This is a genomic window from Pseudomonas sp. W3I7 (assembly GCF_030816095.1).
In the GTDB taxonomy this organism is placed as follows: domain Bacteria; phylum Pseudomonadota; class Gammaproteobacteria; order Pseudomonadales; family Pseudomonadaceae; genus Aquipseudomonas; species Aquipseudomonas salomonii.
Map to the genome: position 1 here is coordinate 4,345,032 of NZ_JAUSXP010000001.1, position 23,804 is coordinate 4,368,835.

Annotated in this window: 28 protein-coding genes; 12 read left to right on the top strand and 16 right to left on the bottom strand. The window is 60.4% G+C overall.

The annotated features are described in order from the left end of the window. Positions 1-97 precede the first annotated feature (97 nt). Complete coding sequence (locus QF043_RS20000; RefSeq protein ID WP_307419913.1) at positions 98-865, top strand: class III extradiol ring-cleavage dioxygenase; 768 nt, start codon at positions 98-100, stop codon at positions 863-865. A 195-nt stretch (positions 866-1,060) separates the two neighbouring features. Here QF043_RS20000 and QF043_RS20005 read toward each other — a convergent pair whose 3' ends face one another. Beyond that, complete coding sequence (locus QF043_RS20005) at positions 1,061-2,734, bottom strand: DEAD/DEAH box helicase (protein WP_017136163.1); 1,674 nt, start codon at positions 2,732-2,734, stop codon at positions 1,061-1,063. 424 nt (positions 2,735-3,158) lie between these two features. On the opposite strand from QF043_RS20005, the gene QF043_RS20010 reads away from it, so the two are divergent. Further along, positions 3,159-3,950 carry a crotonase/enoyl-CoA hydratase family protein gene (locus tag QF043_RS20010; RefSeq protein WP_307419914.1) on the top strand — a complete coding sequence of 264 codons (792 nt, stop codon included), beginning with the start codon at positions 3,159-3,161 and terminating at the stop codon, positions 3,948-3,950. Positions 3,951-4,084: 134 nt separating this feature from the next. Here the strand turns inward: QF043_RS20010 and QF043_RS20015 are convergent, their stop codons facing one another. Further along, positions 4,085-4,840: a spermidine synthase gene (locus QF043_RS20015; RefSeq protein ID WP_307419915.1), complete on the bottom strand. Its 756-nt coding sequence runs from the start codon at positions 4,838-4,840 to the stop codon at positions 4,085-4,087. A 124-nt stretch (positions 4,841-4,964) separates the two neighbouring features. Between QF043_RS20015 and QF043_RS20020 the strand changes: the two genes are divergently transcribed. Continuing rightward, the gene (locus QF043_RS20020; RefSeq protein ID WP_017136160.1) at positions 4,965-6,311 is read left to right on the top strand and encodes a class II 3-deoxy-7-phosphoheptulonate synthase; all 1,347 of its coding nucleotides are present in this window, start codon (positions 4,965-4,967) and stop codon (positions 6,309-6,311) included. A 171-nt stretch (positions 6,312-6,482) separates the two neighbouring features. Here the strand turns inward: QF043_RS20020 and QF043_RS20025 are convergent, their stop codons facing one another. After that, a complete protein-coding gene (locus QF043_RS20025; RefSeq protein ID WP_307419916.1) occupies positions 6,483-7,700 on the bottom strand; it encodes a winged helix-turn-helix domain-containing protein in 1,218 nt (405 codons plus the stop codon). A gap of 45 nt (positions 7,701-7,745) precedes the next feature. Continuing rightward, positions 7,746-7,952, bottom strand: coding sequence for a DUF1127 domain-containing protein (locus tag QF043_RS20030; protein WP_305458691.1), 207 nt, complete (start codon positions 7,950-7,952; stop codon positions 7,746-7,748). 70 nt (positions 7,953-8,022) lie between these two features. Here QF043_RS20030 and QF043_RS20035 point away from each other — a divergent pair, with 70 nt between their 5' ends. Further along, on the top strand, positions 8,023-8,904 hold the full coding sequence (locus QF043_RS20035) for a LysR substrate-binding domain-containing protein (protein ID WP_056857179.1): 882 nt from the start codon (positions 8,023-8,025) through the stop codon (positions 8,902-8,904). Here QF043_RS20035 and QF043_RS20040 read toward each other — a convergent pair. Next, the gene (locus QF043_RS20040; RefSeq protein WP_307419918.1) at positions 8,894-9,643 is read right to left on the bottom strand and encodes a sulfite exporter TauE/SafE family protein; all 750 of its coding nucleotides are present in this window, start codon (positions 9,641-9,643) and stop codon (positions 8,894-8,896) included. The genes QF043_RS20035 and QF043_RS20040 overlap by 11 nt on opposite strands. A gap of 108 nt (positions 9,644-9,751) precedes the next feature. On the opposite strand from QF043_RS20040, the gene QF043_RS20045 reads away from it, so the two are divergent. The 3 genes from QF043_RS20045 to QF043_RS20055 all read left to right on the top strand — a co-directional run bounded on the left by QF043_RS20045 (position 9,752) and on the right by QF043_RS20055 (position 11,891). After that, on the top strand, positions 9,752-10,702 hold the full coding sequence (locus tag QF043_RS20045) for a LysR family transcriptional regulator (protein WP_056857181.1): 951 nt from the start codon (positions 9,752-9,754) through the stop codon (positions 10,700-10,702). Positions 10,703-10,781: 79 nt separating this feature from the next. Next, positions 10,782-11,234 carry a MarR family winged helix-turn-helix transcriptional regulator gene (locus tag QF043_RS20050; protein WP_065929728.1) on the top strand — a complete coding sequence of 151 codons (453 nt, stop codon included), beginning with the start codon at positions 10,782-10,784 and terminating at the stop codon, positions 11,232-11,234. Positions 11,235-11,471: 237 nt separating this feature from the next. Further along, positions 11,472-11,891: an organic hydroperoxide resistance protein gene (locus tag QF043_RS20055; protein WP_056857183.1), complete on the top strand. Its 420-nt coding sequence runs from the start codon at positions 11,472-11,474 to the stop codon at positions 11,889-11,891. A gap of 69 nt (positions 11,892-11,960) precedes the next feature. Here the strand turns inward: QF043_RS20055 and QF043_RS20060 are convergent, their stop codons facing one another. Together QF043_RS20060 and earP are read right to left on the bottom strand one after the other, a co-directional pair. Then, the gene (locus tag QF043_RS20060) at positions 11,961-12,530 is read right to left on the bottom strand and encodes an elongation factor P (RefSeq protein ID WP_307419919.1); all 570 of its coding nucleotides are present in this window, start codon (positions 12,528-12,530) and stop codon (positions 11,961-11,963) included. Positions 12,531-12,579: 49 nt separating this feature from the next. Further along, entirely contained in the window at positions 12,580-13,713 is a 1,134-nt protein-coding gene (gene earP, locus QF043_RS20065; protein WP_307419920.1) for an elongation factor P maturation arginine rhamnosyltransferase EarP, read from the bottom strand. A gap of 132 nt (positions 13,714-13,845) precedes the next feature. On the opposite strand from earP, the gene QF043_RS20070 reads away from it, so the two are divergent. Both QF043_RS20070 and QF043_RS20075 read left to right on the top strand, forming a co-directional pair. Next, positions 13,846-14,226, top strand: coding sequence for a hypothetical protein (locus tag QF043_RS20070; protein ID WP_307419921.1), 381 nt, complete (start codon positions 13,846-13,848; stop codon positions 14,224-14,226). Between the two features lie 12 nt (positions 14,227-14,238). Further along, on the top strand, positions 14,239-14,721 hold the full coding sequence (locus QF043_RS20075; protein ID WP_307419922.1) for a GreA/GreB family elongation factor: 483 nt from the start codon (positions 14,239-14,241) through the stop codon (positions 14,719-14,721). Positions 14,722-14,840: 119 nt separating this feature from the next. Here the strand turns inward: QF043_RS20075 and cysB are convergent, their stop codons facing one another. From cysB to QF043_RS20100, 5 genes are all read right to left on the bottom strand, one after another. Next, on the bottom strand, positions 14,841-15,815 hold the full coding sequence (gene cysB, locus QF043_RS20080) for an HTH-type transcriptional regulator CysB (protein WP_003189876.1): 975 nt from the start codon (positions 15,813-15,815) through the stop codon (positions 14,841-14,843). Positions 15,816-15,917: 102 nt separating this feature from the next. After that, a complete protein-coding gene (locus tag QF043_RS20085) occupies positions 15,918-16,418 on the bottom strand; it encodes a universal stress protein (RefSeq protein ID WP_307419924.1) in 501 nt (166 codons plus the stop codon). Positions 16,419-16,466: 48 nt separating this feature from the next. Further along, complete coding sequence (locus QF043_RS20090; RefSeq protein WP_307419925.1) at positions 16,467-17,384, bottom strand: 5'-nucleotidase; 918 nt, start codon at positions 17,382-17,384, stop codon at positions 16,467-16,469. A gap of 16 nt (positions 17,385-17,400) precedes the next feature. Beyond that, entirely contained in the window at positions 17,401-18,354 is a 954-nt protein-coding gene (locus QF043_RS20095; protein WP_307419926.1) for a putative 2-dehydropantoate 2-reductase, read from the bottom strand. Continuing rightward, positions 18,351-18,737, bottom strand: coding sequence for a co-chaperone YbbN (locus QF043_RS20100; protein ID WP_065929723.1), 387 nt, complete (start codon positions 18,735-18,737; stop codon positions 18,351-18,353). The genes QF043_RS20095 and QF043_RS20100 overlap by 4 nt, the downstream gene beginning before the upstream one ends. Between QF043_RS20100 and QF043_RS20105 the strand changes: the two genes are divergently transcribed. Beyond that, positions 18,736-19,170, top strand: coding sequence for a PilZ domain-containing protein (locus QF043_RS20105; protein ID WP_307419928.1), 435 nt, complete (start codon positions 18,736-18,738; stop codon positions 19,168-19,170). The genes QF043_RS20100 and QF043_RS20105 overlap by 2 nt on opposite strands. A gap of 130 nt (positions 19,171-19,300) precedes the next feature. Further along, complete coding sequence (locus QF043_RS20110; protein WP_307419929.1) at positions 19,301-20,377, top strand: 3-deoxy-7-phosphoheptulonate synthase; 1,077 nt, start codon at positions 19,301-19,303, stop codon at positions 20,375-20,377. Between the two features lie 114 nt (positions 20,378-20,491). Here QF043_RS20110 and QF043_RS20115 read toward each other — a convergent pair whose 3' ends face one another. Further along, positions 20,492-20,773: a GNAT family N-acetyltransferase gene (locus tag QF043_RS20115; protein ID WP_003189869.1), complete on the bottom strand. Its 282-nt coding sequence runs from the start codon at positions 20,771-20,773 to the stop codon at positions 20,492-20,494. Between the two features lie 623 nt (positions 20,774-21,396). On the opposite strand from QF043_RS20115, the gene oprI reads away from it, so the two are divergent. Next, positions 21,397-21,648: an outer membrane lipoprotei OprI gene (gene oprI / locus QF043_RS20120; protein ID WP_003172710.1), complete on the top strand. Its 252-nt coding sequence runs from the start codon at positions 21,397-21,399 to the stop codon at positions 21,646-21,648. Between the two features lie 135 nt (positions 21,649-21,783). Here the strand turns inward: oprI and QF043_RS20125 are convergent, their stop codons facing one another. From QF043_RS20125 to QF043_RS20135, 3 genes are all read right to left on the bottom strand, one after another. Continuing rightward, on the bottom strand, positions 21,784-22,755 hold the full coding sequence (locus QF043_RS20125) for a L,D-transpeptidase family protein (protein WP_219268071.1): 972 nt from the start codon (positions 22,753-22,755) through the stop codon (positions 21,784-21,786). A gap of 84 nt (positions 22,756-22,839) precedes the next feature. Beyond that, entirely contained in the window at positions 22,840-23,130 is a 291-nt protein-coding gene (locus QF043_RS20130) for a hypothetical protein (protein WP_017136142.1), read from the bottom strand. Between the two features lie 58 nt (positions 23,131-23,188). Beyond that, entirely contained in the window at positions 23,189-23,794 is a 606-nt protein-coding gene (locus QF043_RS20135; RefSeq protein WP_307419931.1) for an arylesterase, read from the bottom strand. Between the last annotated feature and the right edge of the window lie 10 nt (positions 23,795-23,804).

Consider the following 23,804-nt stretch of genomic DNA (forward strand, 5'->3'; position numbering starts at 1 on the left):
CCCTGAAAATTCGATCAAAAGGCGCTAAAACTTATATTAGATTTAGATCAATGATCTGATTGAAGATGGGCCTATGTTAACCCTCTGGAACCGACTTATGCTCCCCAGCCTGTTTATCTCACACGGCTCGCCCATGCTTGCTCTGCAACCCGGTGCCAGTGGCCCGGCGCTGAACCGTTTGGCGGCCGAACTGCCAAGGCCAAAGGCGATTGTGGTGGTATCGGCGCATTGGGAAAGCCACGAATTACTCGTCACTGGCAGCGCCGCCCCAGAAACCTGGCACGACTTCGGTGGCTTCCCTGCCGAACTGTTTGCCGTGCAGTACCCGGCACCGGGCAACCCGCAGCTGGCCGCGCAGATCGTCGAGCTGTTGCAAGCCGATGGCCTGGATACGCAACTCGATGCGCGTCGCCCCTTCGACCACGGCACCTGGGTGCCGCTGTCACTGATGTACCCGGCGGCGGATATTCCGGTGGTGCAGGTGTCCCTGCCCAGCCGCATGGGTCCGGCGCTGCAAACCCGAGTCGGGCATGCGCTGGCGAGCTTGCGTGAACAGGGTGTGCTGTTGATTGGCTCCGGCAGCATCACTCATAACCTGGGTGAGCTGAACTGGCGTGCCGGACCCGGGAGCATCGAGCCCTGGGCACGGGATTTTCGTGATTGGGTGGTGGATAAACTTGCCGCCAACGATGAAGCGGCCCTGCACGACTACCGCCGCCAGGCGCCACACGCCGTGCGCAGCCATCCCAGCGATGAGCACTTGTTGCCGTTGTACTTTGCACGGGGCGCTGGAGGGGATTTCAGTGTGGCGCATCAGGGGTTCACCCTGGGCGCGCTGGGGATGGACATCTATCGTTTCGGCTGATGGAGATCTAAAAGTGGGAGCTGGCTTGCCTGCGATGCAGACACCTCGGTCTATCAGTGGCACACAGTTGATGCTATCGCAGGCAAGCCAGCTCCCACATTTGATCGGGTGCTGATTCGAAAGAAATGCCAGGCAAAAAAAATCCCCGAACCAGTCGGGGATTTTTTATGTGCGATCAATCAGCCCAAAGGCGGATCAATCTTCGCGGTAGCGACGCAGCTTCAGCTGCTTACCGGCAACGCGAGTGTCTTTGAGCTTGGCCAGCAGTTTTTCCAGACCGTCTTCCGGCAGCTCCACCAGGGAGAAGCTGTCACGCACCTGGATGCGACCGATGGCTTCACGTGCCAGGCCACCCTCATTGAGGATAGCGCCCAGCAGGTTCTTGGCGGCGATACCGTCACGCGCGCCCAGCGCGGTACGGCAACGAGCACGGCCTTCAGCCAATGGAACCGGAGCGCGACGCTCACGATCACCACGGTCCGGACGGTCGCCAGTACGCTCTGGACGATCACCGCGTGGCGCGTTGTTCGGTACCAGTGGGCGTTCTTTCTCGATCGCTGCCAGGGTCAGGGCCTGACCGTTGGTGGCTTTGCGCAGCAGAGCTGCAGCCAGGGCACGTGGGGTGCAACCGATATCGGCAGTCAGGCGGTCCAGCAGGTCGCCGTGGGTCGATTCAGCGTCAGCCACCAGCGGCGACAGGCTGTTGGTCAGTTTCTTGATGCGCGCATCGAGAACGGCCTGGGCATCCGGCAGGCGGACTTCGGCAACTTTCTGACCGGTTACACGCTCGATCACTTGCAGCATGCGGCGCTCACGTGGAGTCACCAGCAGCAGTGCGCGACCTTCGCGACCCGCACGGCCGGTACGGCCGATACGGTGAACGTAGGACTCTGGATCGTAAGGCATGTCAACGTTGAACACGTGGGTGATACGTGGAACGTCGAGGCCACGGGCGGCAACGTCGGTCGCCACAACGATGTCCAGACGGCCATCCTTGAGGGAATCGATCACGCGCTCACGTTGGTTCTGGGCAATGTCACCGTTCAGCGCAGCGGCTTTGTAGCCTTTGGCTTCCAGGGCGCTGGCCAGGTCCAGGGTCGCTTGCTTGGTGCGCACGAACATGATCAGGGCGTCGAAGTCTTCGACTTCCAGCAGGCTCAATACAGCCGAGGTCTTCTGGTCAGCGTGAACCAACAGGTGAGCCTGTTCGATCGCGGTAACGGTCTGAGTCTTGGTCTGGATCTTCACGTGTTGCGGATCGCGCAGGTGGCGTTCGGCAATGGCACGGATCGACTGTGGCAGAGTGGCCGAGAACAGGACGGTCTGACGGGTCGGTGGCAGCGCTTTAAAGATGACTTCCAGGTCATCCATGAAGCCCAGCTTCAACATTTCGTCAGCTTCGTCCAGAACCAGGTGGTTCACGGTCGACAGCACTTTCTCGTCACGACGCAGGTGGTCGCACAGACGGCCCGGGGTGGCGACAACGATCTGTGCGCCGTTACGGATTGCTTTCAGTTGTGGGCCCATAGGCGCGCCGCCGTAAACGGCCACAACGGTTACGCCTGGCATTTGCTTGGCGTAGGTTTCAAAAGCGGTTGCTACTTGCAGCGCCAACTCACGGGTTGGCGCCAGGATCAGGGCTTGCGGCTCGCGCTTGGCAGGATCGATGCAGTGCAGGATAGGCAGGGCGAACGCGGCGGTTTTACCGGTACCGGTTTGCGCCTGGCCAATCATGTCTTGGCCGGCCATGATGATCGGGATCGATTGCTGCTGAATAGCCGAAGGTTCTTCGTAGCCGGTCGCGATGACGGCAGCAAGAATGTTCGGGTTAAGATTAAAAGCGGCGAAGCCGCCGGTTTCCTGGGTCATGGGTCTGCCTCTAAGTGCATCCGCAAAGACCCATGCTCCAAAGCTGCGCATGCCGTGTTGAGACTCAAGAGTCGCCCTGGCTGCTTTGTCGGCGGGGATTTGCGAAAACGAATGAATGAAAAAGATTCGTCAAGGGAGAGTCCGCTGTGCGGACGTGCAGCCGAAGCTGACTTCGGGGAATTGCGCTACCTAAACGCGGCCCGGTTAAAGGCCGGCGCGCACTATACCGGAAATAGCTGAAAAAGGGAGCTTTTTTTATCCGAAAGTGCCGATATACCGCGCTGCGTCACAGCCTTTGCGTATACCCGCACCAAGGTCTATTTTTCAAAGGCCCGGCCCTGTTGGTCACAACACTTAAACGGTTCACCTGTGCATCAAGACCCGTGGGTCTGAAAACCTACTCAAGCCCCCGAGGCCACCCCCGATGAATCAAGCCAGCAGCAGTCGCGTCAGCCGTGAATTACAGGGTCATGTCCTGCTGTTGGGGCTGGATCGAGTGGCCAAGCGCAACGCCTTTGACCTGGACCTGCTCAATGAGCTGAGCCTGGCCTATGGCGAATTTGATCGAAACGACGACGCTCGGGTGGCCGTGGTATTTGCCCACGGCGAGCATTTTACCGCCGGGCTGGACCTGGCCAATGTCAGTAGCGTGATGTCGGGAGGCTGGCAACCCCCCCTGGGCGGCTGCGATCCGTGGGGCGTGTTTGCCGGCCCGCGCGTCAATAAACCGGTGATCGTCGCGGCCCAGGGTTACTGCCTGACCATCGGCATCGAGTTGATGCTGGCGGCGGATATCAACCTCTGTGCCAGCAACACGCGCTTTGCCCAGATGGAAGTGCAGCGCGGGATCTTCCCGTTCGGCGGCGCGACCCTGCGTTTTCATCAGATTGCCGGCTGGGGCAACGCCATGCGCTGGCTGCTGACCGGCGATGAATTCGACGCCCATGAGGCGCTGCGCCTGGGGCTGGTGCAGGAAGTGATGGCCAGTGAAGACCTGCTGCCGCGCGCCATCGAGTTGGCCAACCGCATTGCCCGCCAGGCACCGCTGGGCGTGCAGGCAACGTTGATGTCGGCGCGTCAGGCGCGCATGGAAGGTGAAGCCGTGGCGGCAGCCGGGTTGCAGGCGGTGGTGGAGAAATTGTTGAACAGTGAGGATGCCAAAGAGGGCGTGCGGGCCATGGTTGAGAAGCGGCCGGGGGTGTTCAAGGGGATTTGAATACCCTGGAATAGCTGTCTACAGGAATGGCCTCTTCGCGAGCAAGCCCGCTCCCACATTTGTACGCATACATCCTTTGGAATGCAGTCGAATGTGGGAGCCGGGCTTGCCCGCGATGGCGTCAGAACAGGCCACTAAGTCGCCGGCCGAATCGCCTTGATCAACGCCTGCAACGAATACCCCAACCGCGGCGCCAACGCCTCGGCGCGCGCTGTGAGGGCACCCATATCCAGTTCCTGATCCAGCTCCGAAGGCACCAGCAAAATCACATTGCCCTCCTTCACCGGCAATTCCCAGTAATGCCGGTGATACAACCCGCGCAACAACGCCGCGCCCAATGGTTTACCGTCATCGGTCGCCCACTGGTTGATCACCAGCCAGCCGCCGGGGTTGAGTTTTTTCTGGCAGTTCTCCAGGAAGGTCCAGGCCAGGTGCCCGACGCCTGGGCCGACATCGGTGTACAGGTCGACAAAGATCAGGTCGGCCGACTCGGCAGTATCGAGCAATTGCAGCGCGTCACCAATGCGGATGTACAAGCGCGGGTCGTCATCCAGCCCCAGGTACTCGATGGCCAGGCGCGGCACATCCGGGCGCAGTTCAATGGCCTCGACGTCTTCCAGCGGCAGGAACTTGAGGCACGCCTGGGTCAGCGTGCCGGCGCCCAGGCCGAGGAACAGCGCGCTCTCCGGTTGCTCATGGCACAACGCGCCAATCAACATCGCACGGGTGTAGTCGTACTCCAGCCAGCTCGGGTCGGCGGTAAACACGCAGCTTTGCTCGATGGCATCGCCAAACTCGAGAAAACGGTAATCGGCCACTTCGAGCACACGGATCATGCCGAAATCATCATGGACTTCGGCCAGCAGGCGCTCGACACGCTCCTCGCTCATCACTACTCCTAATGGGTTTACCGCACGGCAAAGGCGCGATTGTCGGCCAAGCGGCGGCAACAGGTCACGCACTAATTGCTGCTAACATTGGCGCCCGACCGTCAATCAACCTATCGAGTTCATGATGAGCCAACCCTGGAGCCCCGACAGCTGGCGCGCCCTGCCGATCCAGCAACAACCCCAGTACCCGGACGCTGCGCACTTGCTGCAAGTGGAGCAAAGCCTGGCCAGCTACCCGCCACTGGTGTTTGCCGGGGAAGCCCGCGAATTGCGCCGCCAGTTTGCCGAAGTGACCCAGGGCCGCGCCTTCCTGTTGCAGGGTGGCGACTGCGCCGAGAGCTTTGCCGAGTTTTCTGCGGCAAAAATCCGCGACACCTTCAAAGTGCTGTTGCAAATGGCGATTGTGATGACCTTCGCCGCCGGTTGCCCGGTGGTCAAGGTCGGGCGCATGGCCGGCCAGTTCGCCAAGCCGCGCTCGGCCAACGATGAAACCATCGACGGCGTCACCCTGCCCGCCTACCGGGGCGACATCGTCAACGGCATCGGCTTCGACGAAAAAAGCCGCGTGCCGGACCCGGACCGCCTGCTGCAGTCTTACCACCAGTCCACTGCCACCCTGAATTTGCTGCGTGCGTTTGCCCAGGGCGGGTTTGCCGACCTGCACCAGGTGCATAAGTGGAACCTGGACTTTATCGCCAACTCCGCGCTGGCCGAAAAGTACAGCCAACTGGCCGACCGCATCGACGAAACCCTGGCATTCATGCGCGCCTGCGGCATGGACAGCTCGCCGCAACTGCGCGAAACCAGTTTTTTCACCGCCCACGAAGCGCTGCTGTTGAACTATGAACAGGCCTTCGTGCGCCGCGACAGCCTGACCAACGACTACTACGACTGCTCGGCCCATATGCTCTGGATCGGCGACCGCACCCGCCAGTTGGACGGCGCCCACGTCGAGTTCCTGCGTGGGGTCAACAACCCGATCGGGGTCAAGGTCGGCCCGAGCATGAAGCCTGAGGACCTGATCCGCCTGATCGACATCCTCAACCCGGACAACGACCCAGGCCGCCTCAACCTGATCGCGCGCATGGGCGCCGGCAAGGTCGGCGACCACCTGCCCAACCTGATTCGTGCGGTACAGCGCGAGGGCAAGCAGGTGCTGTGGAGTTCGGACCCGATGCACGGCAATACCATCAAGGCCAGCAGTGGCTACAAGACCCGCGACTTTGCGCAGATTCTTGGCGAGGTGAAGGAGTTCTTCCAGGTGCACCAGGCCGAAGGCAGCTATGCCGGCGGGATTCATATCGAGATGACCGGGCAGAACGTCACCGAATGCATCGGCGGCGCGCGGCCGATTACCGAAGATGGTTTGTCGGACCGTTATCACACCCATTGCGACCCACGGATGAATGCCGATCAGTCGCTGGAATTGGCGTTTCTGATTGCCGAGACGTTGAAGCAAGTCAAACGCTGACTCATGGGTTTGATGGGCTTGTTGTGGCGAGCGGGCTTGCCCCGCGTTGGGTGGCGAAGCCACCCTAAAACCAGCCACCCTGTTCTTCCAGATATACCGAGGTGTTTGTAATGGGGCTGCTTCGCAGCCCAACGCGGGGCAAGCCCGCTCGCCACAAAAGCCCTGGACCACTCAAGTTTGCAACATCGCCACCCGAAGCCGCGCCGCACTCGGCCGCTGGCAATTGAGCTGCACCTGCTCCAACCCCAGCCAGGCCGCCATCTGCCGCAGATTCAGGGCCAACGCCTGCATCCCTTGCTCATCCAACCCCGGCTCCTCCTCATGCACCGCGTGCACCGCCAGGCGCCTATTGGCGCGCTCGGCGCGCAGGTCAACGCGGGCGGCGATCCGTTCGTTGTGCAAAAACGGCAGTACGTAGTAGCCATATACCCGTTTGTGTTGCGGGGTGTAGATCTCCAGCCGGTAACGGAAGTCGAACAAACGCTCGGTGCGGCTGCGCTCCCAGATCAATGAATCGAACGGCGAGAGCAAGGCGCTTGCCGGCACTTTGCGCGGCACTTTGGGTTCAGGCAGGCAGTACGCCGGCTGCTTCCAGCCTTGCACCTGGCACAGCTGCAACTGCCCATCCTCGACCAACTCGGCCAGGCGGCCACGGCTGTCGGCGGGGCCCAGGCGGAAATAGTCGCGCAGGTCTTTTTCGGTGGCGACGCCCAATGCGGTCGCGCTGTGCAGCAGCAAGCCGCGCTGAGCTTCGGCTTCGCTCACCGACGCTTGAAGAATGTCGGCGGGAATGACCCGTTCCGGTAAATCATAAAGCCGCTCAAAACCGCGCCGCCCCGCGACGGTGACCAAACCGGCAGCGAACAGCCATTCCAGCGCGTGTTTTTCCTCACTCCAATCCCACCAAGGTCCGGCACGCTCCTCGCGGGTCGACAAGCTGCCCGCGCCCAGTGCGCCCTGCTGCTCGACGGTGTGCAGCACGCGCTCAATGGTGGCCTGCTGCTCACGCCCAAAACGCGCCATCTGCGAATAGATGCCCTGCCCCAACTTCGCCCGCTCCATGCGCCAGCGCATCAACGGGTACAGCGCCATGGGCAGCAAAGAGGCCTCGTGGCCCCAATACTCAAACAACGAGCGGCGCCGGCCCTGGCTCCAGGCAGCGTGTTCAAGGATCAACGGGGAGTAATGGCCCAGGCGCGAAAACAGCGGCAGGTAATGGGAACGCACTACAGCGTTGACCGAATCGATCTGCAATACACCCAACCGCTCAATCAAACGGTTGAGGTGCGCAGCCTTGATCAATGCTGGCGCCTGGCGCCCGGAAAAACCCTGGGCCGCCAGCGCCATGCGGCGTGCTTGCTTGAGGGAAAAGGACAGGTCGGCGGGCATGGGTCTCTCCGTGTGGGCTCGCCGACCACCCTACTGCATCCTGGGTCATTTTCGCAGCGGGTCTTGCCAGAAATGCAGGTGACGCTCCTGCTCGACATCGCCGCGATTTAGCCCGATGTCCTTGAGCGCTTCATCGCTCAAGCTTGCCAGGGTATGACGCTCTTCATGCAGCGCCTGCCAACGGGCGACTGTGCGCAACAGCCCGGAAAACGGGCGTTTGCCCAGCAACACAAAACCTTTCTGACCTTTCATCTTCTCGCCCTCCAGTGGGGATGGCGCAAGTGTGTGCCTGGCCTTATGATCAATCCAACGAATGTTTCTTATGCAATACATCTCGGAGATTGATCAATTGTCCGGCTACCCAAGCATCGACACCGACGTGCTGCGCACCTTCGTCGCCATTGCCGACCAGGGCGGCTTTACCCGCGCCGGCGAGTTGGTCAACCGCACGCAATCGGCAGTGAGCATGCAGATGAAGCGGCTGGAAGAAGACGTGCTGCAACGCAAGCTGTTCGAGCGTGATGGCCGACAAGTCAGGCTCACGCCGGAAGGCGAGGTATTACTGGGTTACGCACGGCGCATCCTGAAACTGCACAGTGAAGTGTTCAACACCCTGCGCGAGCCGCATATGGTGGGATTGGTGCGCATCGGTACGCCGGATGACTACGTGATGCGTTTTCTACCGGGCATTCTCAAACAGTTTTCCAAGGCCTACCCGCTGATCCAGATCGAGATGCACTGTGAGTCGTCATCGGTGTTGATGCAGCGCAGAGACTTGGCGCTGACCGTCATCAGCCGCGAGCCCGGCAAGGAAATCGGCGAGTTGCTGCGTACCGAGCGCATGGTGTGGGCGGCGGCGCCGTGCTTCTGCGTGGACGAGCACGAGGCACTGCCCCTGGCCGGTTCCGGTACTGACTGCCTCTACTACCAGTGGACCCGCGCAGCGCTGGATGCGGCCGGGCGTGATTATCGCATGGCCTACCACAGCTCTAATGTGGCGGCGATCCAGGCGGTGGTCAACGCGGGCCTGGCCGTGATGGTGTGCATGGAAAGCCTGGTGACCGACGACTTGCGAGTCCTGAGCAGTGACGAAGGCTTCCCGCCACTGCCCTCGATGAACCTGCACTTGTTGCGCAACCCGGCGATGACCTCGCCGATCACCGAATGCCTGGCGGACTACATCGTCGAAGGTTTCAGACTTTAAAGGTCAACATCACCGCACACACCGCCAGGAAGGCGCAGAACAGCCCGCGCAACACACGCTCGGGCAGTGCATGGGCGACTTTCACGCCCCAGCTGATGCTCAGCAGGCCGCCCACCGCCAACGGCACGCCGATCATCCAGTCCACCTCATGGTGCCAGGCGTAGGTGACCAGCGTCACGCCGGTGCTGGGCAATGCCAGGGCCAGTGACAGGCCTTGCGCAACCACTTGGGTGGTGCCGAACAGACTGGTCAGCACCGGCGTGGCTACCACCGCGCCGCCCACGCCGAACAAGCCGCCCATGGAACCGGACGCGGCACCCAGCACGCCAAGCCATGGCCAGGAATAACGCATTTGCGCGGTTGGCGGCGCGTTGCGGGTAAACAGGCGCAGCAGGTTGTACGCCGCCAGCGTCAGCAAGAACGCGATGAAGCCGATGCGCATCGCCCCGGCGTCCAGGCCCACCGCCCAGATCGAACCCAGCCAGGCAAAGCTGAAGCCCATGACCCCCAGCGGCAACGCGTGGCGCAATTCAATCCGGTTGCGCTGGTGGTAACGCCACAACGCCAGCATCACGTTGGGCACGACCATCACCAAGGCCGTGCCTTGGGCAATTTGTTGATCCAGACCGAACAACACGCCCAGTACCGGGATTGCTATCAGCCCGCCACCAATGCCAAACAGGCCGCCGACCGTGCCGAGCGCCGCGCCCAATACCAGATACATCGCCAAATCCACCACAGCTCACCACTCCAGATGCCCAGGCCTTGCATGCTACGCAGTCGGCTCTAGCGCGGAAACGCACAGCAACGCACAATGGCTGTGCCAATCTCGCATAAGCACACGCCCATGAACCCCAACACCCTGACCGAGCAACTGAGCCTGTTTCTGGATGTATTGGAGGCCGGCAGCTTTTCCGCCGCCGCGCGCCGCCATCCACTGACACCCTCGGCGGTGGCGCGGCGCATCGACAGCCTGGAAAGCTCGGTGGGCAGCCGTCTGTTCCAGCGCAGCACCCACGCGGTGGTGCCTACGCCGGCGGGCCTGGCCTTCGCCGAGCGGGCCCGGCGGATCGTCAGCGAATTGCAACTGGCCCGCGCCGAAGCCGTGTCCCTGAGCCATGCGCCGGAAGGCTTGATCCGGGTCGACGCCCCCGCCGCTTTTGGTCGACGGCACTTGGCGCCGGTGATTGCCGACTTTTTGAATGTGTACCCTGGGCTCGATGTGCACCTGCACTTGATCGACAGCTTTGTCGATATGCAGGGTGCGCACCTGGGCAAAGTCGATCTGGTGCTGCGCGCCGGGCATATCGTTGACACGCGCCTGGTGGCCACGCCCCTGGCGAGCATTGTGCGCATCGCCTGCGCGAGCCCGGCGTACCTCAAAAGCCATGGCACGCCCAGCCACCCACGCGAGCTGAGCGAGCACGATGGCCTGGACTGGGACGGCCTGGCGCCGATGTTCGCCTGGCGCTTCGAACTGGATGGGCGCCGTACCCTCTACCGGCCGCGGCGTATCCGCATGAGCGCCAACAATGCCGAAGCCCTGCTGTCTGGCGCCCTGGCCGGGCTGGGCATCGCCCACCTGCCCACGTGGCTGGCCAGCGAATACCTGGTGCGCGGCGAGCTGCTGCCGCTGTTTTGCGAAAACGGACTGCCCAGCCCGGAAACCGCCGGCATCTACGCGTTGCGCCTGGAACAGCAACCCAATGCGCGCAGCCGCTTGCTGCTGGAATACCTCAAATCGCGTTTCAGCCCCGTGCCGCCATGGGATCTGGCGCTGCAAAGCGGCTTGGTCTGACCGATGCGCCAGAATTATCTGGCGCATTAAAGGTTTGCCCGCTAGATTCCAGGGCAGACACGCTTTTTAAGGCATCACCATGAGTAAAAATCCCAACCCGTGCGAAAACCTGATGCTGGACAACCAGCTGTGTTTCGCCCTGCACTCCACGTCGCTGCTGATGACCAAAGTCTACAAGCCGCTGCTGCAGGCCCTCGGCCTGACCTACCCGCAATACCTGGCCATGATGGTGCTGTGGGAAGAGGACGGCTTGACCGTGGGCGAAATCAGCCACCGCCTGCTCACCGACCCGGGCTCCCTCACGCCATTGCTCAAGCGCCTGGAAGCCGAAGGCCTGCTCAGCCGCACCCGCAAGCGCGAAGATGAACGGGTGGTAGTGGTGGAACTGACCGAAGCGGGACGTGCCCTGCAGGAAAAGGCGATGGGGATTCCGCAGTGCATTCTGGGGGCGAGCGGCATGCAGCTTGAGCAGTTGCGCAAGCTGCAGGCGGATCTGATTGCGTTGCGTAGTCATTTGCAGGGTGCTGTCTAAAGGCAACATCGCATAAAAATGTGGGAGCGGGCTTGCTCGCGAATGCGGTGTGTCAGTCGCCAGATGTGCTAACTGATTCACCGCTATCGCGGGCAAGCCCGCTCCCACACTGGATTTTTGTTAAGCCAAATATTTTTGTAAATTTATCTTGCGCACTAAATATTAGCGCTATATATTCGCCTCACCAACTACTTAGCGCGCAAACATTTAGCGCTAAACACCCAAGAGGACGACACCATGCAAACGCTCTATACCGCAGTAGCCACCGCCACTGGCGGCCGTGATGGTCGCGCTGTTTCCAGCGACAACATCCTCGACGTCAAACTCTCCACGCCCAAAGAACTGGGCGGCGCTGGCGGCCAGGCCACCAACCCGGAGCAACTGTTTGCCGCCGGCTACTCGGCCTGCTTTATCGGCGCGCTGAAATTCGTCGCCAGCCAGACAAAACGCAAAATCCCGGATGACGCTTCGATCACCGCCCACGTCGGCATCGGTCAAATCCCCGGCGGTTTCGGTCTGGATATCGACCTGCACATCAGCTTGCCGGGCCTGGCACAAGACGAGGCGCAAAGCCTGGTCGACGCTGCGCACCAGGTCTGCCCGTACTCCAACGCCACCCGTGGCAACGTCGATGTGCGCCTGCACGTGACCGTTTGATTTATAGACGCCCATAAAAAAACCCGACGCTAAGTCGGGTTTTTTTGTGAATCTGGTTCGAAGCAGCGCTTATTTAGCGCGGCCCTTGTAAGAACCACCTTCACGGGTATCGATCTCGATCATGTCACCGATTTCGATGAAATCAGCAACGCTCAGTTCGGTACCGTTTTTCAGTTTGGCAGGCTTCATCACCTTGCCCGAAGTGTCACCGCGAGCGGAACCTTCGGTGTAATCAACTTGACGCACGATAGTGGTCGGCAGCTCTACGGAAACCAAGCGGTCTTCGAAGAAGACGGCCTCGCAGACGTCGGTCATGCCTTCTTCCACGAATGGCAGAACAGCATCGATGTCTTCAGCATTCAGCTCGTACATGGTGTAGTCGCTGGTATCCATGAACGTGTAGGAGTCGCCGCTGATGAAGGACAGTGTCGCTTCTTTACGGTCGAGGATCACGTCGTCCAGTTTGTCATCGGCGCTGTAAACGGTTTCAGTCTTGTAACCGGTCAGCAGGTTCTTCAGCTTGGTCTTCATGATCGCGCTGTTGCGGCCCGACTTGGTGAACTCAGCTTTCTGAACCAACCATGGATCGTTGTCGATACGGATGACCATACCGGGTTTCAGTTCTTTACCAGTTTTCATTGCATATATCCGAAATTTGGATGGGATTTACAAAATTCAAGGTGGCGTATCATATCCAACTTTCATAAAACTGTACCAGCGCCGTCGCAAGATCGGCCTGCAAGCCCTGTTCCAGACACCAGGTTTGCGCGTGCAGGTGTACCTCCGGCCAGTGTTCCATGAGCATTTTCCACGCTTGAGCCATATCGCCATCAGCGTTCCAGGCTTGCCACAGGGTCACCACAGCGACCTTGGCGGCGGGCGACAAGGCGGCGGTGTACAGCGCTAGAAAGGCATCAAGCTTGTCCAGGTGGATGTCTTCGTCCTGGCGGTAGATGTGCCACAGCAACGGCCGCCCGGCCCATTGGGCACGCACGAACGAGTCTTCGCCGCGCACGGCGTTGAAGTCGCAGCACCACAGCAGGCGGTCATATTGCTCCTGGCGCACGAACGGCAGCACCTGCACGGTCAGCGCCTCGCGTTGATGCACATCGCCCACCGCCAGCGCCTCGACACCGAGCCAGCGCTGCACGTCGCCGAGGATGCGGCCTTCCGGCACCAGCAGATGAGTGGCATGCCCATCCGTCGCCAACACCTCCAGCCAGCTGGCGAGCCCGGCATTTTCATAGGCAAACAACGACATCAGCCGCGCACCGGCTGCCGGAACGACGCCTATGGACTGTAGGAATTGTTGTTGCGCTGCGCCGTCTTGCTGAAATGCCTGACGCTGTTCCAACAAGCCGCTTTCACGCAAAAGCCCGCCCGTGCCCGGACGAAACCCCGGAAAGAAGAAGTACTTCTGCACGCCCTTGAACTTCACCGACGGCAGGCGGTGGCAACCCACCACCCAATCTTCGGCGCTGAGGTAATCCAGGTTCATCCACAACGGCGTGTGCTCGCACGCGGCCAAGGCTTCCATATAATCGGGCGGCAACTGGCAAGCGAAGGCGGCGATCACCACGTCGGCTGACGGTGTTTGCGGCCAGTCAGCCGGCCAGTAGCGCACTTCAACGCCCTCCTGCCATTGCTGATCGAGTTGCACATCGATTTCGGGGCACATGCGCTCGAAGGCGCGCAGGTCGTCGACCCACAAGCGCACTTCGCACCCGTGCTCCACCACCAACTGCCGGGCCAGGCGCCAGGTCACGCCGATGTCGCCGTAGTTGTCGACGACGCTGCAAAAAATATCCCAGCGGGCTTTCATTCCGGGCTCCAACCTTCAAAGGCTCGATTGTCCGCATAAATGCGCCGATGCAGAAGGCTTGATCGCGATTATTCTGCACAGTGGCTGTGCGACAATCGCCGCCACGCCGTCAATGCCTGCCAGGAGGCCAACATGTCTGAACGTCCGTTGTCGCTGTTCAAGCTCAGTGCTTCCGTGGCCTTTGGCCTGTGGCTGGGGTTTATCGCCATTGTGCTGACCGCCTGGCTGGCCTCGCGCTACCTGTTCCCGCAAAGCCTCGCCCCCGTGGCTCAAGCGGTTCAACAAGCCGTTCAACAAATAGGCAAACCGGCCGCTGTGGCGCCGGAGCCGCCCAACCGTATGTTCGAGCAGTACACCGAGAACCTGCGCAAGCAGGAACAGCAACAAACCCTGGACCAGGCGCGCAACAATGCGCGCAACCTGTCCAACCCCAAATGCCAGTTCTGGCTGCAACAAGACCAGAACGCGCCCAATGAAAAGAGCAAGGCGAATGTCCTGCAATTTTGCGAATGACCCAGCACACCCATGAATAAACATGCCGTTCACCAGTTGATCCTGGAAAAACTCAGCGTCGACCTCGACGTCGCCCAGCGTGCCGCGCAGACCGCCTACGAAACCGCGACCCACGAAGAAAACATCGCGGAGAACAAATACGACACCTTGGGGCTGGAAGCTTCCTACCTCGCAGCCGGGCAGGCCAAACGCGTCGAAGAGATCAAACAAGCGCTGGCGTTGTGCCAGAACCTGCAACTACGCGCCTACGATGATCAACGCGGGATAGAGGTCGGCACGCTACTGGGCCTGGAGGACGAGAACGGCCGCCAGCAGTGGCTGTTCCTGGCGCCGGATGCAGCCGGCTTGAAAGTCGATGTGGTGGGCCAGCCGGTGACCGTCATCACCCCGCGCTCGCCCCTGGGCAAAAGCCTGCTGGGCAAGTTCGAGGGTGATGAGGTGGAGATTCTGGTGGCGGGCGCCCGGCAACACTTCACGGTTACCGAGGCCAAATAAGCCACTCCTGTGGCGAGGGAGCTTGCTCCCGCTCGGGTGCGTAGCAGCCCCAAAAAACTTGCGGGCGCTACGCACCCGAGCGGGAGCAAGCTCCCTCGCCACACCAGCAATATTCAATATCAGTGGACGGGCAATTCAACCCCGTCAAACAGCTCTTCCAGTTCCTGCTTGTTATGGCACTGGATGGCCTTGGCCATGACTTCACGGGTCAGGTGCGGCGCAAACTTCTCGATGAAGTCGCACATGAAACCCCGCAGGAAGGTGCCACGGCGGAAGCCGATCTTGGTCACGCTGGACTCGAACAATTCGCTGGCGTCGAGTACCACCAGGTCTTTATCGAGGTTGGTGTCGACCGCCATCTTGGCGACGATGCCCACGCCCAGGCCCAGGCGTACGTAAGTCTTGATCACGTCGGCGTCGGCGGCAGTGAACACCACTTTCGGCGTGAGACCGCGATGGCTGAAGGCTTCATCGAGCTTGGAACGGCCGGTAAAACCGAACACGTAAGTGACGATCGGGTATTCAGCCAGGGCTTCGAGGGTCAGTTTCGGCAGCTTGGCCAACGGGTGGCCCTGGGGCACGACCACGCAACGGTTCCAGCGGTAGCACGGCATCATCACCAGGTCGCCGAACAGCTCGAGGGCTTCGGTGGCGATGGCAAAATCGACGGTGCCGTCAGCGGCCATCTCGGCGATCTGCATCGGCGAACCCTGGTGCATGTGCAGGGCCACATCGGGGTATTGCTTGATGAAATCGCGGATCACCGGCGGCAAGGCATAACGCGCCTGGGTGTGGGTGGTGGCGATCGACAGGGTGCCTTTCTTCTCGTTGGAGAATTCCTGGGCGATCTGCTTGATGCTTTCGACTTTGCGCAGGATCTCGCCGGCGGTGGTGATGATGCGCTCACCGGCCGGGGTGACTCGGGTCAGGTGCTTGCCGCTGCGCGCGAACACTTCGACGCCCAGCTCGTCTTCGAGCAGGCGGATCTGCTTGCTGATACCGGGTTGCGAGGTGTAAAGGCTTTGAGCGGTAGCGGAAACGTTGAGGTCGTGGTGCGCCACTTCCCAGATGTAGCGCAGTTGTTGAAGCTTCATATATGTCCCTCAAAGCGGATAGACGCCACGGTATCAGCGACGGTATATAACTATATTAAAGGTCAGACAGATAAATCTAGAACTTTTTATCGTTTTCACCAATCACACGTCATCACTGCGTCGACGCTGCAGCGACGGCACCATGTAAACCGGCACTGTGGCCAGTTGCAGCACCCGCGCCGCCGTGCGCCCAAGCGGTGTGGCGGCCGCGGTTGCGTGGCTATGACTACCTACGATCAACAGGTCCACGGAAAGTTTACGCAGCTCATCGAGAATCACCTCGCACGGGTCCCCCTGGATCACGCGCACCGAGCGAATCAACTGCAGGTCTTGCTCGCCCTCCCCCAACTCCTCGCGGAAACTGTCGAGCACCCGTTGCTCGATGGTCGCCATCACCGTGTTCACGCCCTGGCTCTGCCATTCACTCAGGGCCTTCTCATCAAGGTAGCTTTGCAACACCGATTCGGCGAACAACCCGATCGGCTCAACCACATGGATCACATACAAATCCGCCTTGAACGTTCGGGCCAGCGCCAGCGCATGTTGCATGACATACGGCGCATACAGACCGAGGTCCGTGGCATACAGCATCGAACGAATCATAGAACCTCCTGGACTGCCAGGATGGCGGGGATTGATTGAGCTTAGCAGCTAGTGCTCGCTCTGGATTTTCAACTCATTGCTGATGCCATGGGGCACATGCCCGGTGGTCACCACCTCCCTGGCTTTCTCACAATGACCGGCCTGGTCATCGAAAAACACATCGGCGGCGAACGCTTCCAAAAACGCGGATTTCTCCAGGCCGCCAAGGAACAGCGACTCATCCAGGCGGATGTCCCATTCGCGCAAGGTGCGAATCACCCGCTCATGGGACGGCGCCGAACGCGCAGTGACCAGGGCGGTGCGGATCGGGCAGGCGTCGTCCGAAAACTCGCGCTGCAACAGGTTGAGCGCTGCCAGGAAGCCCTTGAACGGACCACCGTGCAAAGGCTCGCGCGCCGACTCGCGCTCACTGGCATGAAACGCCGCTATCCCGCCGGTTTGATACACCCGCTCGGATTCATCGGAAAACAGCACCGCATCGCCGTCGAACGCAATGCGCAGTTCTTCACTCGATGCCCGGCGTGCGCCGCCGGACAGAATCGTCGCCGCAGCGAAACCAGCGTCCAGAGCGCTGCGCACATCTTCAGCATGGGTCGATAAAAACAGATGGCAACCAAACGCGGCCAAATAAGGATAGGGACTACGCCCACCGACGAAAGCGGCGCGGGAAATATCCAGGCCGTAATGCTGGATCGAATTGAACACGCGCAAACCGGTGTCGGCGCTGTTGCGTGACACCAACACCACTTCGACGCGGGCACGCCCGAGGCTGGCGTTGAGGCTCAGGAGCTTCTTGACCAACGGGAAGGCGTCGCCGGGTTCGAGGGTTTCTTCCTCGTGTTCGATCTGGTATTTGCGATACGCCTCCACCCCTTCGGTCAGGTAGACCTTGTGGCTGTCGCTCAGGTCGAACAGTGCCCGCGACGAAATCGCCAGCACCAGTTTGTCGCCCAATCCCTTCGCCATGGTGTTTCTCCCCCATTCAGCGATTGCGCCGATCAATAAAACTCAAGGCCTGGTAGAGCGCCTGCATGCGTGGCAATTCACAGCCCGCCGCTTTGGCAGCGGCCAATGGCCGAGCGTAGATCGCTGCCAGTTCCAGGGGGCGTTTGTGCACGTGGTCGTGGTACATGCTGGGCAGGTAGTCAGCCATAGTGTCGGTCATGGTGAGCATTTGCTCGACGTAACTGCCGGGAATTTCATGGCCGCAGGCATGGGCGCCCTTCACCACTTCAGTCATCAGGGCCTGGATCAGTTCGCGGCTGGACTCATCGGCCATCATCGCGCTCGTGCCGGTGCCCAGCAACACCGAGAGGCCATTGAACGGCACATTCCAGACCAATTTATGCCACCGCGCCTGGTGCACATTGGCCATGGCCTGGGACTCGATGCCGGCCTGGTGAAACAGCGCGGCGCCCTCCTCGACAATGGCTTTCTGCTGCGCCTCATCATCGGCCGCCGTGCCACTGTGATAGCCAAGATTCACACGGCCCAGCGCCTGATGCTCGACGACACCCGGCCCGGAACGGTGCACGCCGATGTAACACAGGCCGCCCAACAGGTGCAGCGACGCTGGCAGGTGTTCGCGCAGGCTGTCTTCGACGTCGAGGCCGTTTTGCAGGAGTACCACCTTGGCGCCCGGTGCGGCAACCTGGGCAAGGGTCGGGGCCAGCTCCACGTTGCCGGTGGATTTGGTGCCGACCAGCAGCCAATCGCACGCCGGCATATCGGCCGCCTGGGCATAGGCCTGCACCGGGTGCAGGTGCAGCTTGCCGTGCAAGGTACTGTTGAGGTGCAGGCCGCGCTCGGCGACCGCCGCGTATTCGCTGCGCAACAGAAAGTGCACATCGAACCCGGCACGCGCCAGCATCAGGCCGTAGAAACCACCGATGGCACCGGTGCCGATAATGCCGATGCGGGGCGACTGTGGTGTCATGGCAGATCCTCTGGAGTACGGGTAAGTGCTTGATTAATCGCGTCCGCAAGCTCGGGCTGGGTAAGACGCGTGTGTAATTGCCCAAGGAATTGACCCTCGCACACGAGGAACAACGCAGGCAAATGAAAGATCTGGTAGCGCTCGACCGCACCGCCGTTGTGCCCGGCATCCACCCAGCACACGCGCTCAACCGGCAACCGCCAGCCGGGCAGTTGCTGGCGTGCCCAACGGCAACTGGAACAGCCTGCGCTGGTAAACACCAACAGCGAAATACCTGGCAATCCCAGCAATTGCTGGTCAATATCCAGGTCGGTCAATTCCAGTTCCTTCACTATACTGCTGCCACTGCCGTCAATTGGACGGTGCTCGGAGTCCGTGTACATGGGTCGTTTTTTACCTCACCCTGATGATGTCGCTGTCGAGTTAATCCAACGTCCCGCCCCCGCTCTTCCCCGCCAACGCCTGCACACTATCGGCCTGGGCGGCGTCGCCTGCAATTGCCCGCGTGCCTGGCGCCAGGGCACGGCGGTTGATCTGCGTATCCCGTCCCTGGGCGCCAGCGCCCGTTATCCGGGCTATGTAGCCTGGTGTCGCACAGTCGAAAATGGCTACCGTATCGGCATTTCCTTTACCGATGAACATGCCTTGTTCGGGGCGCGCATGGGCGAGCAAGTGTGCCAGATCGAACGCTACTGCCGCCTGCACGAAGACGCCGAGCCAACCCCTGCCCAGCTCGAGACCATGGCCCGTGAGTGGGTTTCGCGCCATGCCAGTGAGTTCGCCCACGACACCTTTGTGGCGCCGGTGCTGGATTAAAGCCGGCTTTGCCCATTGTCGCGGCCCCGTGTTACGCGCTAAGGTTCCTCCCCCCTGCATTCAAATCATGCTGTGCCCGCCGCACGGGGATAGCTGGCGGCCGGCACCCGTGACCCTGGCGAGTAACACGATGGCTGATTTACCGATCAATGACCTTAACGTCGAATCCAACGAGACCCTGATCACCCCTGATCAGCTCAAGCGCGAAATCCCTTTGAGCGATGCTGCCCTGCAGACCGTGACCAAAGGCCGCGAAGTCATTCGTGACATTCTCGACGGCACCGACCACCGCCTTTTTGTAGTGATCGGCCCCTGCTCGATCCATGACCTCAAGGCCGCCCACGAATACGCCGAGCGCCTTAAAGTGCTGGCGGCTGAAGTGTCCGACACCTTGTACCTGGTGATGCGCGTCTATTTCGAGAAACCACGCACCACCGTCGGCTGGAAAGGTTTGATCAACGACCCGTACCTGGACGACTCGTTCAAGATTCAGGACGGCTTGCATATCGGTCGTCAATTGCTGCTGGACCTGGCCGAAATGGGCCTGCCGACCGCGACCGAAGCGCTGGACCCGATCTCCCCGCAATACCTGCAGGACCTGATCAGCTGGTCGGCCATCGGCGCACGCACCACCGAGTCCCAGACCCACCGCGAAATGGCGTCCGGCCTGTCGTCGGCCGTGGGCTTCAAGAACGGCACCGATGGCGGCCTGACGGTTGCGATCAACGCCCTGCAATCGGTGTCCAGCCCGCACCGCTTCCTGGGTATCAACCAGGAAGGTGGCGTGTCCATCGTCACCACCAAGGGCAACGCCTATGGCCACGTGGTATTGCGCGGCGGCAACGGCAAGCCCAACTATGATTCGGTCAGCGTGGCGCTGTGCGAACAGGCGCTGAACAAGGCCAGCATCAAGCCGAACATCATGGTCGACTGCAGCCACGCCAACTCCAACAAGGACCCGGCCCTGCAACCGCTGGTGATGGAAAACGTCGCCAACCAGATTCTCGAAGGCAACCAGTCGATTATCGGTTTGATGGTCGAAAGCCATTTGAACTGGGGCTGCCAGTCGATTCCAAAAGACCTGGCCGACTTGCAATACGGCGTGTCGATCACCGATGCCTGCATCGACTGGTCCGCCACCGAGACTACCCTGCGCAGCATGCATGCCAAGCTCAAGGACGTGTTGCCCAAGCGCAAACGCACCTGACCTTAAACTGCGCACACAAAAACGCCGGGCTTAGCCCGGCGTTTTTTTGATCGTTGCTTTTAATCGTCGTGGGAATGCAGCCATGGACGCTGCGCGTCCCGCCTGCCTCAATATTCAGAGCTTCGCGGCATGGCGCTGGTGGCGCTCCATGTAGCGCTCTACGTAAGAGCACGAAGGAATCACGGTGTACCCGGCCTCTTCGGCGAACTTCAACGCTTCCTCGGTCAACGCAGCAGCAATGCCGCGCCCGCGCAATGCGTTGGGCACGAAGGTGCGATAGATGTCCAGGGTCTGTTTGCCCAGGTCCATATAGGTCAGATAGGCACGATGACCGTCCACATTGGTCTCGAACTGATGACCAGCCTGGTCATGGTGGATGGACAACGCCTCGCTCATCACTACTCCTCGCGGGTCTTGGATTTCGACCCCTACCTTACCGATGTTTTTCCGGCGAAGGAACATCTACGCCACCCCGTGCCGGTTTCGACAACGAGAAAACCTATAGCGCTCACAACCAGCACGTAGAGAATAGTAGGCACCAATGCTGCAATAGCTCAAGGCGCACTCGTCATCCCTTGCCGCTGGCGGTTACAGAAAGGGCTTCGATCAATCGATGACCGATAGCCTGAACATTGCCGGCAGTTGAAGCTTGAGACGAACTGCCGCTCTTAAAGTCACCTCTAGATGCGCCCACATGCGCAAAAGATGGCCGGGCCAGGCAAAGACCCAGTGAAAAAAAGTGTCATCGTAGATATATAAATTTACACCCGCTTACCCAGCGGGATACAGGCTGGCCGGACCTCTCAGCTTGGATCCAGTTCCCGCCGAAATGAAAATTTCTGGGCAGTTTTTATACAAACCTCCAAAAGATTAGCCAAAATAGATACGGCACAAGAATTTTTTTTGCTTCTTGCGCTACGTCAGTTTACTTACTACAAGTAATGAGTAGTATGTACGCCGGCTATCAGCTCACCCTGAGAAAGTAGCCATTTAATAGAAAGTCCTTGAAGGGGAACACGATGAACAACGTTCTGAAATTCTCTGCTCTGGCTCTGGCCGCAGTTCTGGCTACCGGTTGCAGCAGCGTCTCCAAAGAAACCGAAGCTCGTCTGACTGCAACTGAAGACGCAGCAGCTCGCTCCCAGGCTCGTGCAGACGAAGCCTACCGTAAAGCTGATGAAGCGCTGGCTGCTGCTCAAAAAGCACAACAGACTGCTGACGAAGCTAACGAGCGCGCTCTGCGCATGCTTGAAAAAGCAAGCCGCAAGTAATAATCCTTCGGGGTTGTTATCAAGCCGATCCATTCTTGGATCGGCTTTTTTATTGCCCGGCATTCAGCCCTGAATCCGGCGCAATAAAAAGCCCGCCGCAGCGCAAGGCCTGGGCGGGCTTGTGATCGAACAGGCTTATTGCTGCAGATCGACTGGCGTGCTCGACACCACCGGCGTGTTGGCACCCGGTACGCCAATCTCGGTGGGCAGGCCATCTTCGGCGGCCACCACGTCACGCACCTGATCCCAATTGACGCGCAAGTTGTTGGCCAGGTCTTCGCGCTTGAGCAGGGCATTGATAACGGCGGTGTGTTTGTCGACTACCGAAGGCGTGCCATCGTCGTTCAACGGCGTATGCGCCTCAAGATAGACCTTGCCGCCACTGCTGCCGAACTTGTAGGCATCGTTGATGATGCGCACCGATGTGCCGACCGGCACCATGTCGGCCATCTCCAGCACGTTATTGTTGAACATGCGGAAGCAGCCGTGGCTTGTACGCGTGCCGATACCAAATTTCATGTTCGAACCGTGGATCAGGTAACCCGGCGTGCCCAAGGTGAACTTGAATGGCCCCAGCGGGTTATCCGGCCCGGCCGGCACCACATTGGGCAGCGGGTCGCCATTGGCGGCGTGCTCGGCTTTGATGGACGCAGGCGGAGTCCAGGTCGGGTTGGGGATCTTGCCGGTGATGGTGGTGTGCGCGACCGGTGAACCCCAGCCCTCACGGCCAATGCCCAACGGGAAGGTGTACACCACGTTCTGGCCCTTTGGATAGTAATAGAGCCGGTATTCCGCCAGGTTGATCACGATACCTTCGCGCGGGCCGGGCGGCAGGATGAACCGCGTGGGCAGCACTATCTCGGTACCCGCACCCGGCAACCAGGCATCCACGCCGGGGTTGGCCGCGACCATTTCCGAATAGCCCAGGTCATAGGTGGTGCCCAGGTCGGCGAAGGTGTCTTCGTACTTGGCCTTGATCACCTGGACCTGACCGACGATGTCTTCACCCGGCGGCGGCAAGGGCAACTGCAAGGCTGACGCCGAACCGGCTGCACACAGGGCAGCAAGAGACAGGCAGCAGGTAACGACGGAAAGGCGCGACAACATCCGGAAAATCCTTCGCAGAACGACGGGTAGGAAAACACTGATTGTATACGTGAAGCGCGATCCAGGCATCACCCTGCCCCGCTGCTACTCGAAGCGCAGCTCGGGCCAGATCAGCGGCGTGCCACGCTTTTGCGATTCGAGAATCGCCCGGCACAGCGGGCACAGGCGCTGGTCCTGAAAAATAGCACGATCCACCGATGACCAGCGCGGTTGCGCCGGCAATAACGTGCCGCAGAGCGTGCGGTCGATCGAGCCACCCAACTCCAGTTGACGCGCAACCAGATGCACCCGGACTTCCTGGCAGGCGAACAGATCCAGCTGCTCGTCAGGCTCGATCAGTTGGTAGTTGAACAGGGACCAGGCAGGGCGCGACATCGGGGGCTCCAGATCGGGGGGGCGCCACCTTAGCCGAAAGCCTGCCGGTAGAAAAGCGTCATAGCAGCGGTTTTAGCGTCGGCCAGACATTTTCCAGCAACTTGCCCTGTGCACCGACTGCCGGGTGAACCAGGTCGGCTTGCATCAACTCGGGATGACCGCCCACGCCTTCAAGGAAAAACGGCACCAACGGGATGTTTTTTTCCTTGGCCAACGCAGCGTAGACCTCAGCAAACGCAGTGGTGTATTTCGGGCCGTAGTTAGGCGGTAACTGCATCCCCAGCAACAGCACCTTGGCGCCACCGGCCTTGGACTGGTCAATCATCGACGCAAGATTTTGTTTCAATTGCGCTGGCGGCTGCCCACGCAGGCCGTCATTGCCGCCCAACTCGAGAATCACCACATCCGGTTTATGCTCTGCAAGCGCCGCCGGCAGCCGCGCCAGGCCTCCGGCACTGGTGTCGCCGCTGATGGAAGCGTTGACCACTTTATCGTCGAAACCTTCGCTCTTGAGCCGTTGTCCCAGCAACGCTACCCACCCTTTGCTGGTATCCAGCCCGAAACCGGCACTGATACTATCGCCAACGATCAGGACTGTACCCGCCGCTGCGTTCTGGGCCATGCACATCAAGGCCAGGCCAGCACTCAAAAACCACATTCGCATCGGATTCTCC

Coding starts and splice junctions, on each gene's coding strand:
- QF043_RS20000 (WP_307419913.1), top strand. CDS start 98: ATGCTCCCCAGCCTGTTTATCTCACACGGCTCGCCCATGCTTGCTCTG.
- QF043_RS20005 (WP_017136163.1), bottom strand. CDS start 2,734: ATGACCCAGGAAACCGGCGGCTTCGCCGCTTTTAATCTTAACCCGAAC.
- QF043_RS20010 (WP_307419914.1), top strand. CDS start 3,159: ATGAATCAAGCCAGCAGCAGTCGCGTCAGCCGTGAATTACAGGGTCAT.
- QF043_RS20015 (WP_307419915.1), bottom strand. CDS start 4,840: ATGAGCGAGGAGCGTGTCGAGCGCCTGCTGGCCGAAGTCCATGATGAT.
- QF043_RS20020 (WP_017136160.1), top strand. CDS start 4,965: ATGAGCCAACCCTGGAGCCCCGACAGCTGGCGCGCCCTGCCGATCCAG.
- QF043_RS20025 (WP_307419916.1), bottom strand. CDS start 7,700: ATGCCCGCCGACCTGTCCTTTTCCCTCAAGCAAGCACGCCGCATGGCG.
- QF043_RS20030 (WP_305458691.1), bottom strand. CDS start 7,952: ATGAAAGGTCAGAAAGGTTTTGTGTTGCTGGGCAAACGCCCGTTTTCC.
- QF043_RS20035 (WP_056857179.1), top strand. CDS start 8,023: ATGCAATACATCTCGGAGATTGATCAATTGTCCGGCTACCCAAGCATC.
- QF043_RS20045 (WP_056857181.1), top strand. CDS start 9,752: ATGAACCCCAACACCCTGACCGAGCAACTGAGCCTGTTTCTGGATGTA.
- QF043_RS20050 (WP_065929728.1), top strand. CDS start 10,782: ATGAGTAAAAATCCCAACCCGTGCGAAAACCTGATGCTGGACAACCAG.
- QF043_RS20055 (WP_056857183.1), top strand. CDS start 11,472: ATGCAAACGCTCTATACCGCAGTAGCCACCGCCACTGGCGGCCGTGAT.
- QF043_RS20060 (WP_307419919.1), bottom strand. CDS start 12,530: ATGAAAACTGGTAAAGAACTGAAACCCGGTATGGTCATCCGTATCGAC.
- earP (WP_307419920.1), bottom strand. CDS start 13,713: ATGAAAGCCCGCTGGGATATTTTTTGCAGCGTCGTCGACAACTACGGC.
- QF043_RS20070 (WP_307419921.1), top strand. CDS start 13,846: ATGTCTGAACGTCCGTTGTCGCTGTTCAAGCTCAGTGCTTCCGTGGCC.
- QF043_RS20075 (WP_307419922.1), top strand. CDS start 14,239: ATGAATAAACATGCCGTTCACCAGTTGATCCTGGAAAAACTCAGCGTC.
- cysB (WP_003189876.1), bottom strand. CDS start 15,815: ATGAAGCTTCAACAACTGCGCTACATCTGGGAAGTGGCGCACCACGAC.
- QF043_RS20085 (WP_307419924.1), bottom strand. CDS start 16,418: ATGATTCGTTCGATGCTGTATGCCACGGACCTCGGTCTGTATGCGCCG.
- QF043_RS20090 (WP_307419925.1), bottom strand. CDS start 17,384: ATGGCGAAGGGATTGGGCGACAAACTGGTGCTGGCGATTTCGTCGCGG.
- QF043_RS20095 (WP_307419926.1), bottom strand. CDS start 18,354: ATGACACCACAGTCGCCCCGCATCGGCATTATCGGCACCGGTGCCATC.
- QF043_RS20105 (WP_307419928.1), top strand. CDS start 18,736: ATGGGTCGTTTTTTACCTCACCCTGATGATGTCGCTGTCGAGTTAATC.
- QF043_RS20100 (WP_065929723.1), bottom strand. CDS start 18,737: ATGTACACGGACTCCGAGCACCGTCCAATTGACGGCAGTGGCAGCAGT.
- QF043_RS20110 (WP_307419929.1), top strand. CDS start 19,301: ATGGCTGATTTACCGATCAATGACCTTAACGTCGAATCCAACGAGACC.
- QF043_RS20115 (WP_003189869.1), bottom strand. CDS start 20,773: ATGAGCGAGGCGTTGTCCATCCACCATGACCAGGCTGGTCATCAGTTC.
- oprI (WP_003172710.1), top strand. CDS start 21,397: ATGAACAACGTTCTGAAATTCTCTGCTCTGGCTCTGGCCGCAGTTCTG.
- QF043_RS20125 (WP_219268071.1), bottom strand. CDS start 22,755: ATGTTGTCGCGCCTTTCCGTCGTTACCTGCTGCCTGTCTCTTGCTGCC.
- QF043_RS20130 (WP_017136142.1), bottom strand. CDS start 23,130: ATGTCGCGCCCTGCCTGGTCCCTGTTCAACTACCAACTGATCGAGCCT.
- QF043_RS20135 (WP_307419931.1), bottom strand. CDS start 23,794: ATGCGAATGTGGTTTTTGAGTGCTGGCCTGGCCTTGATGTGCATGGCC.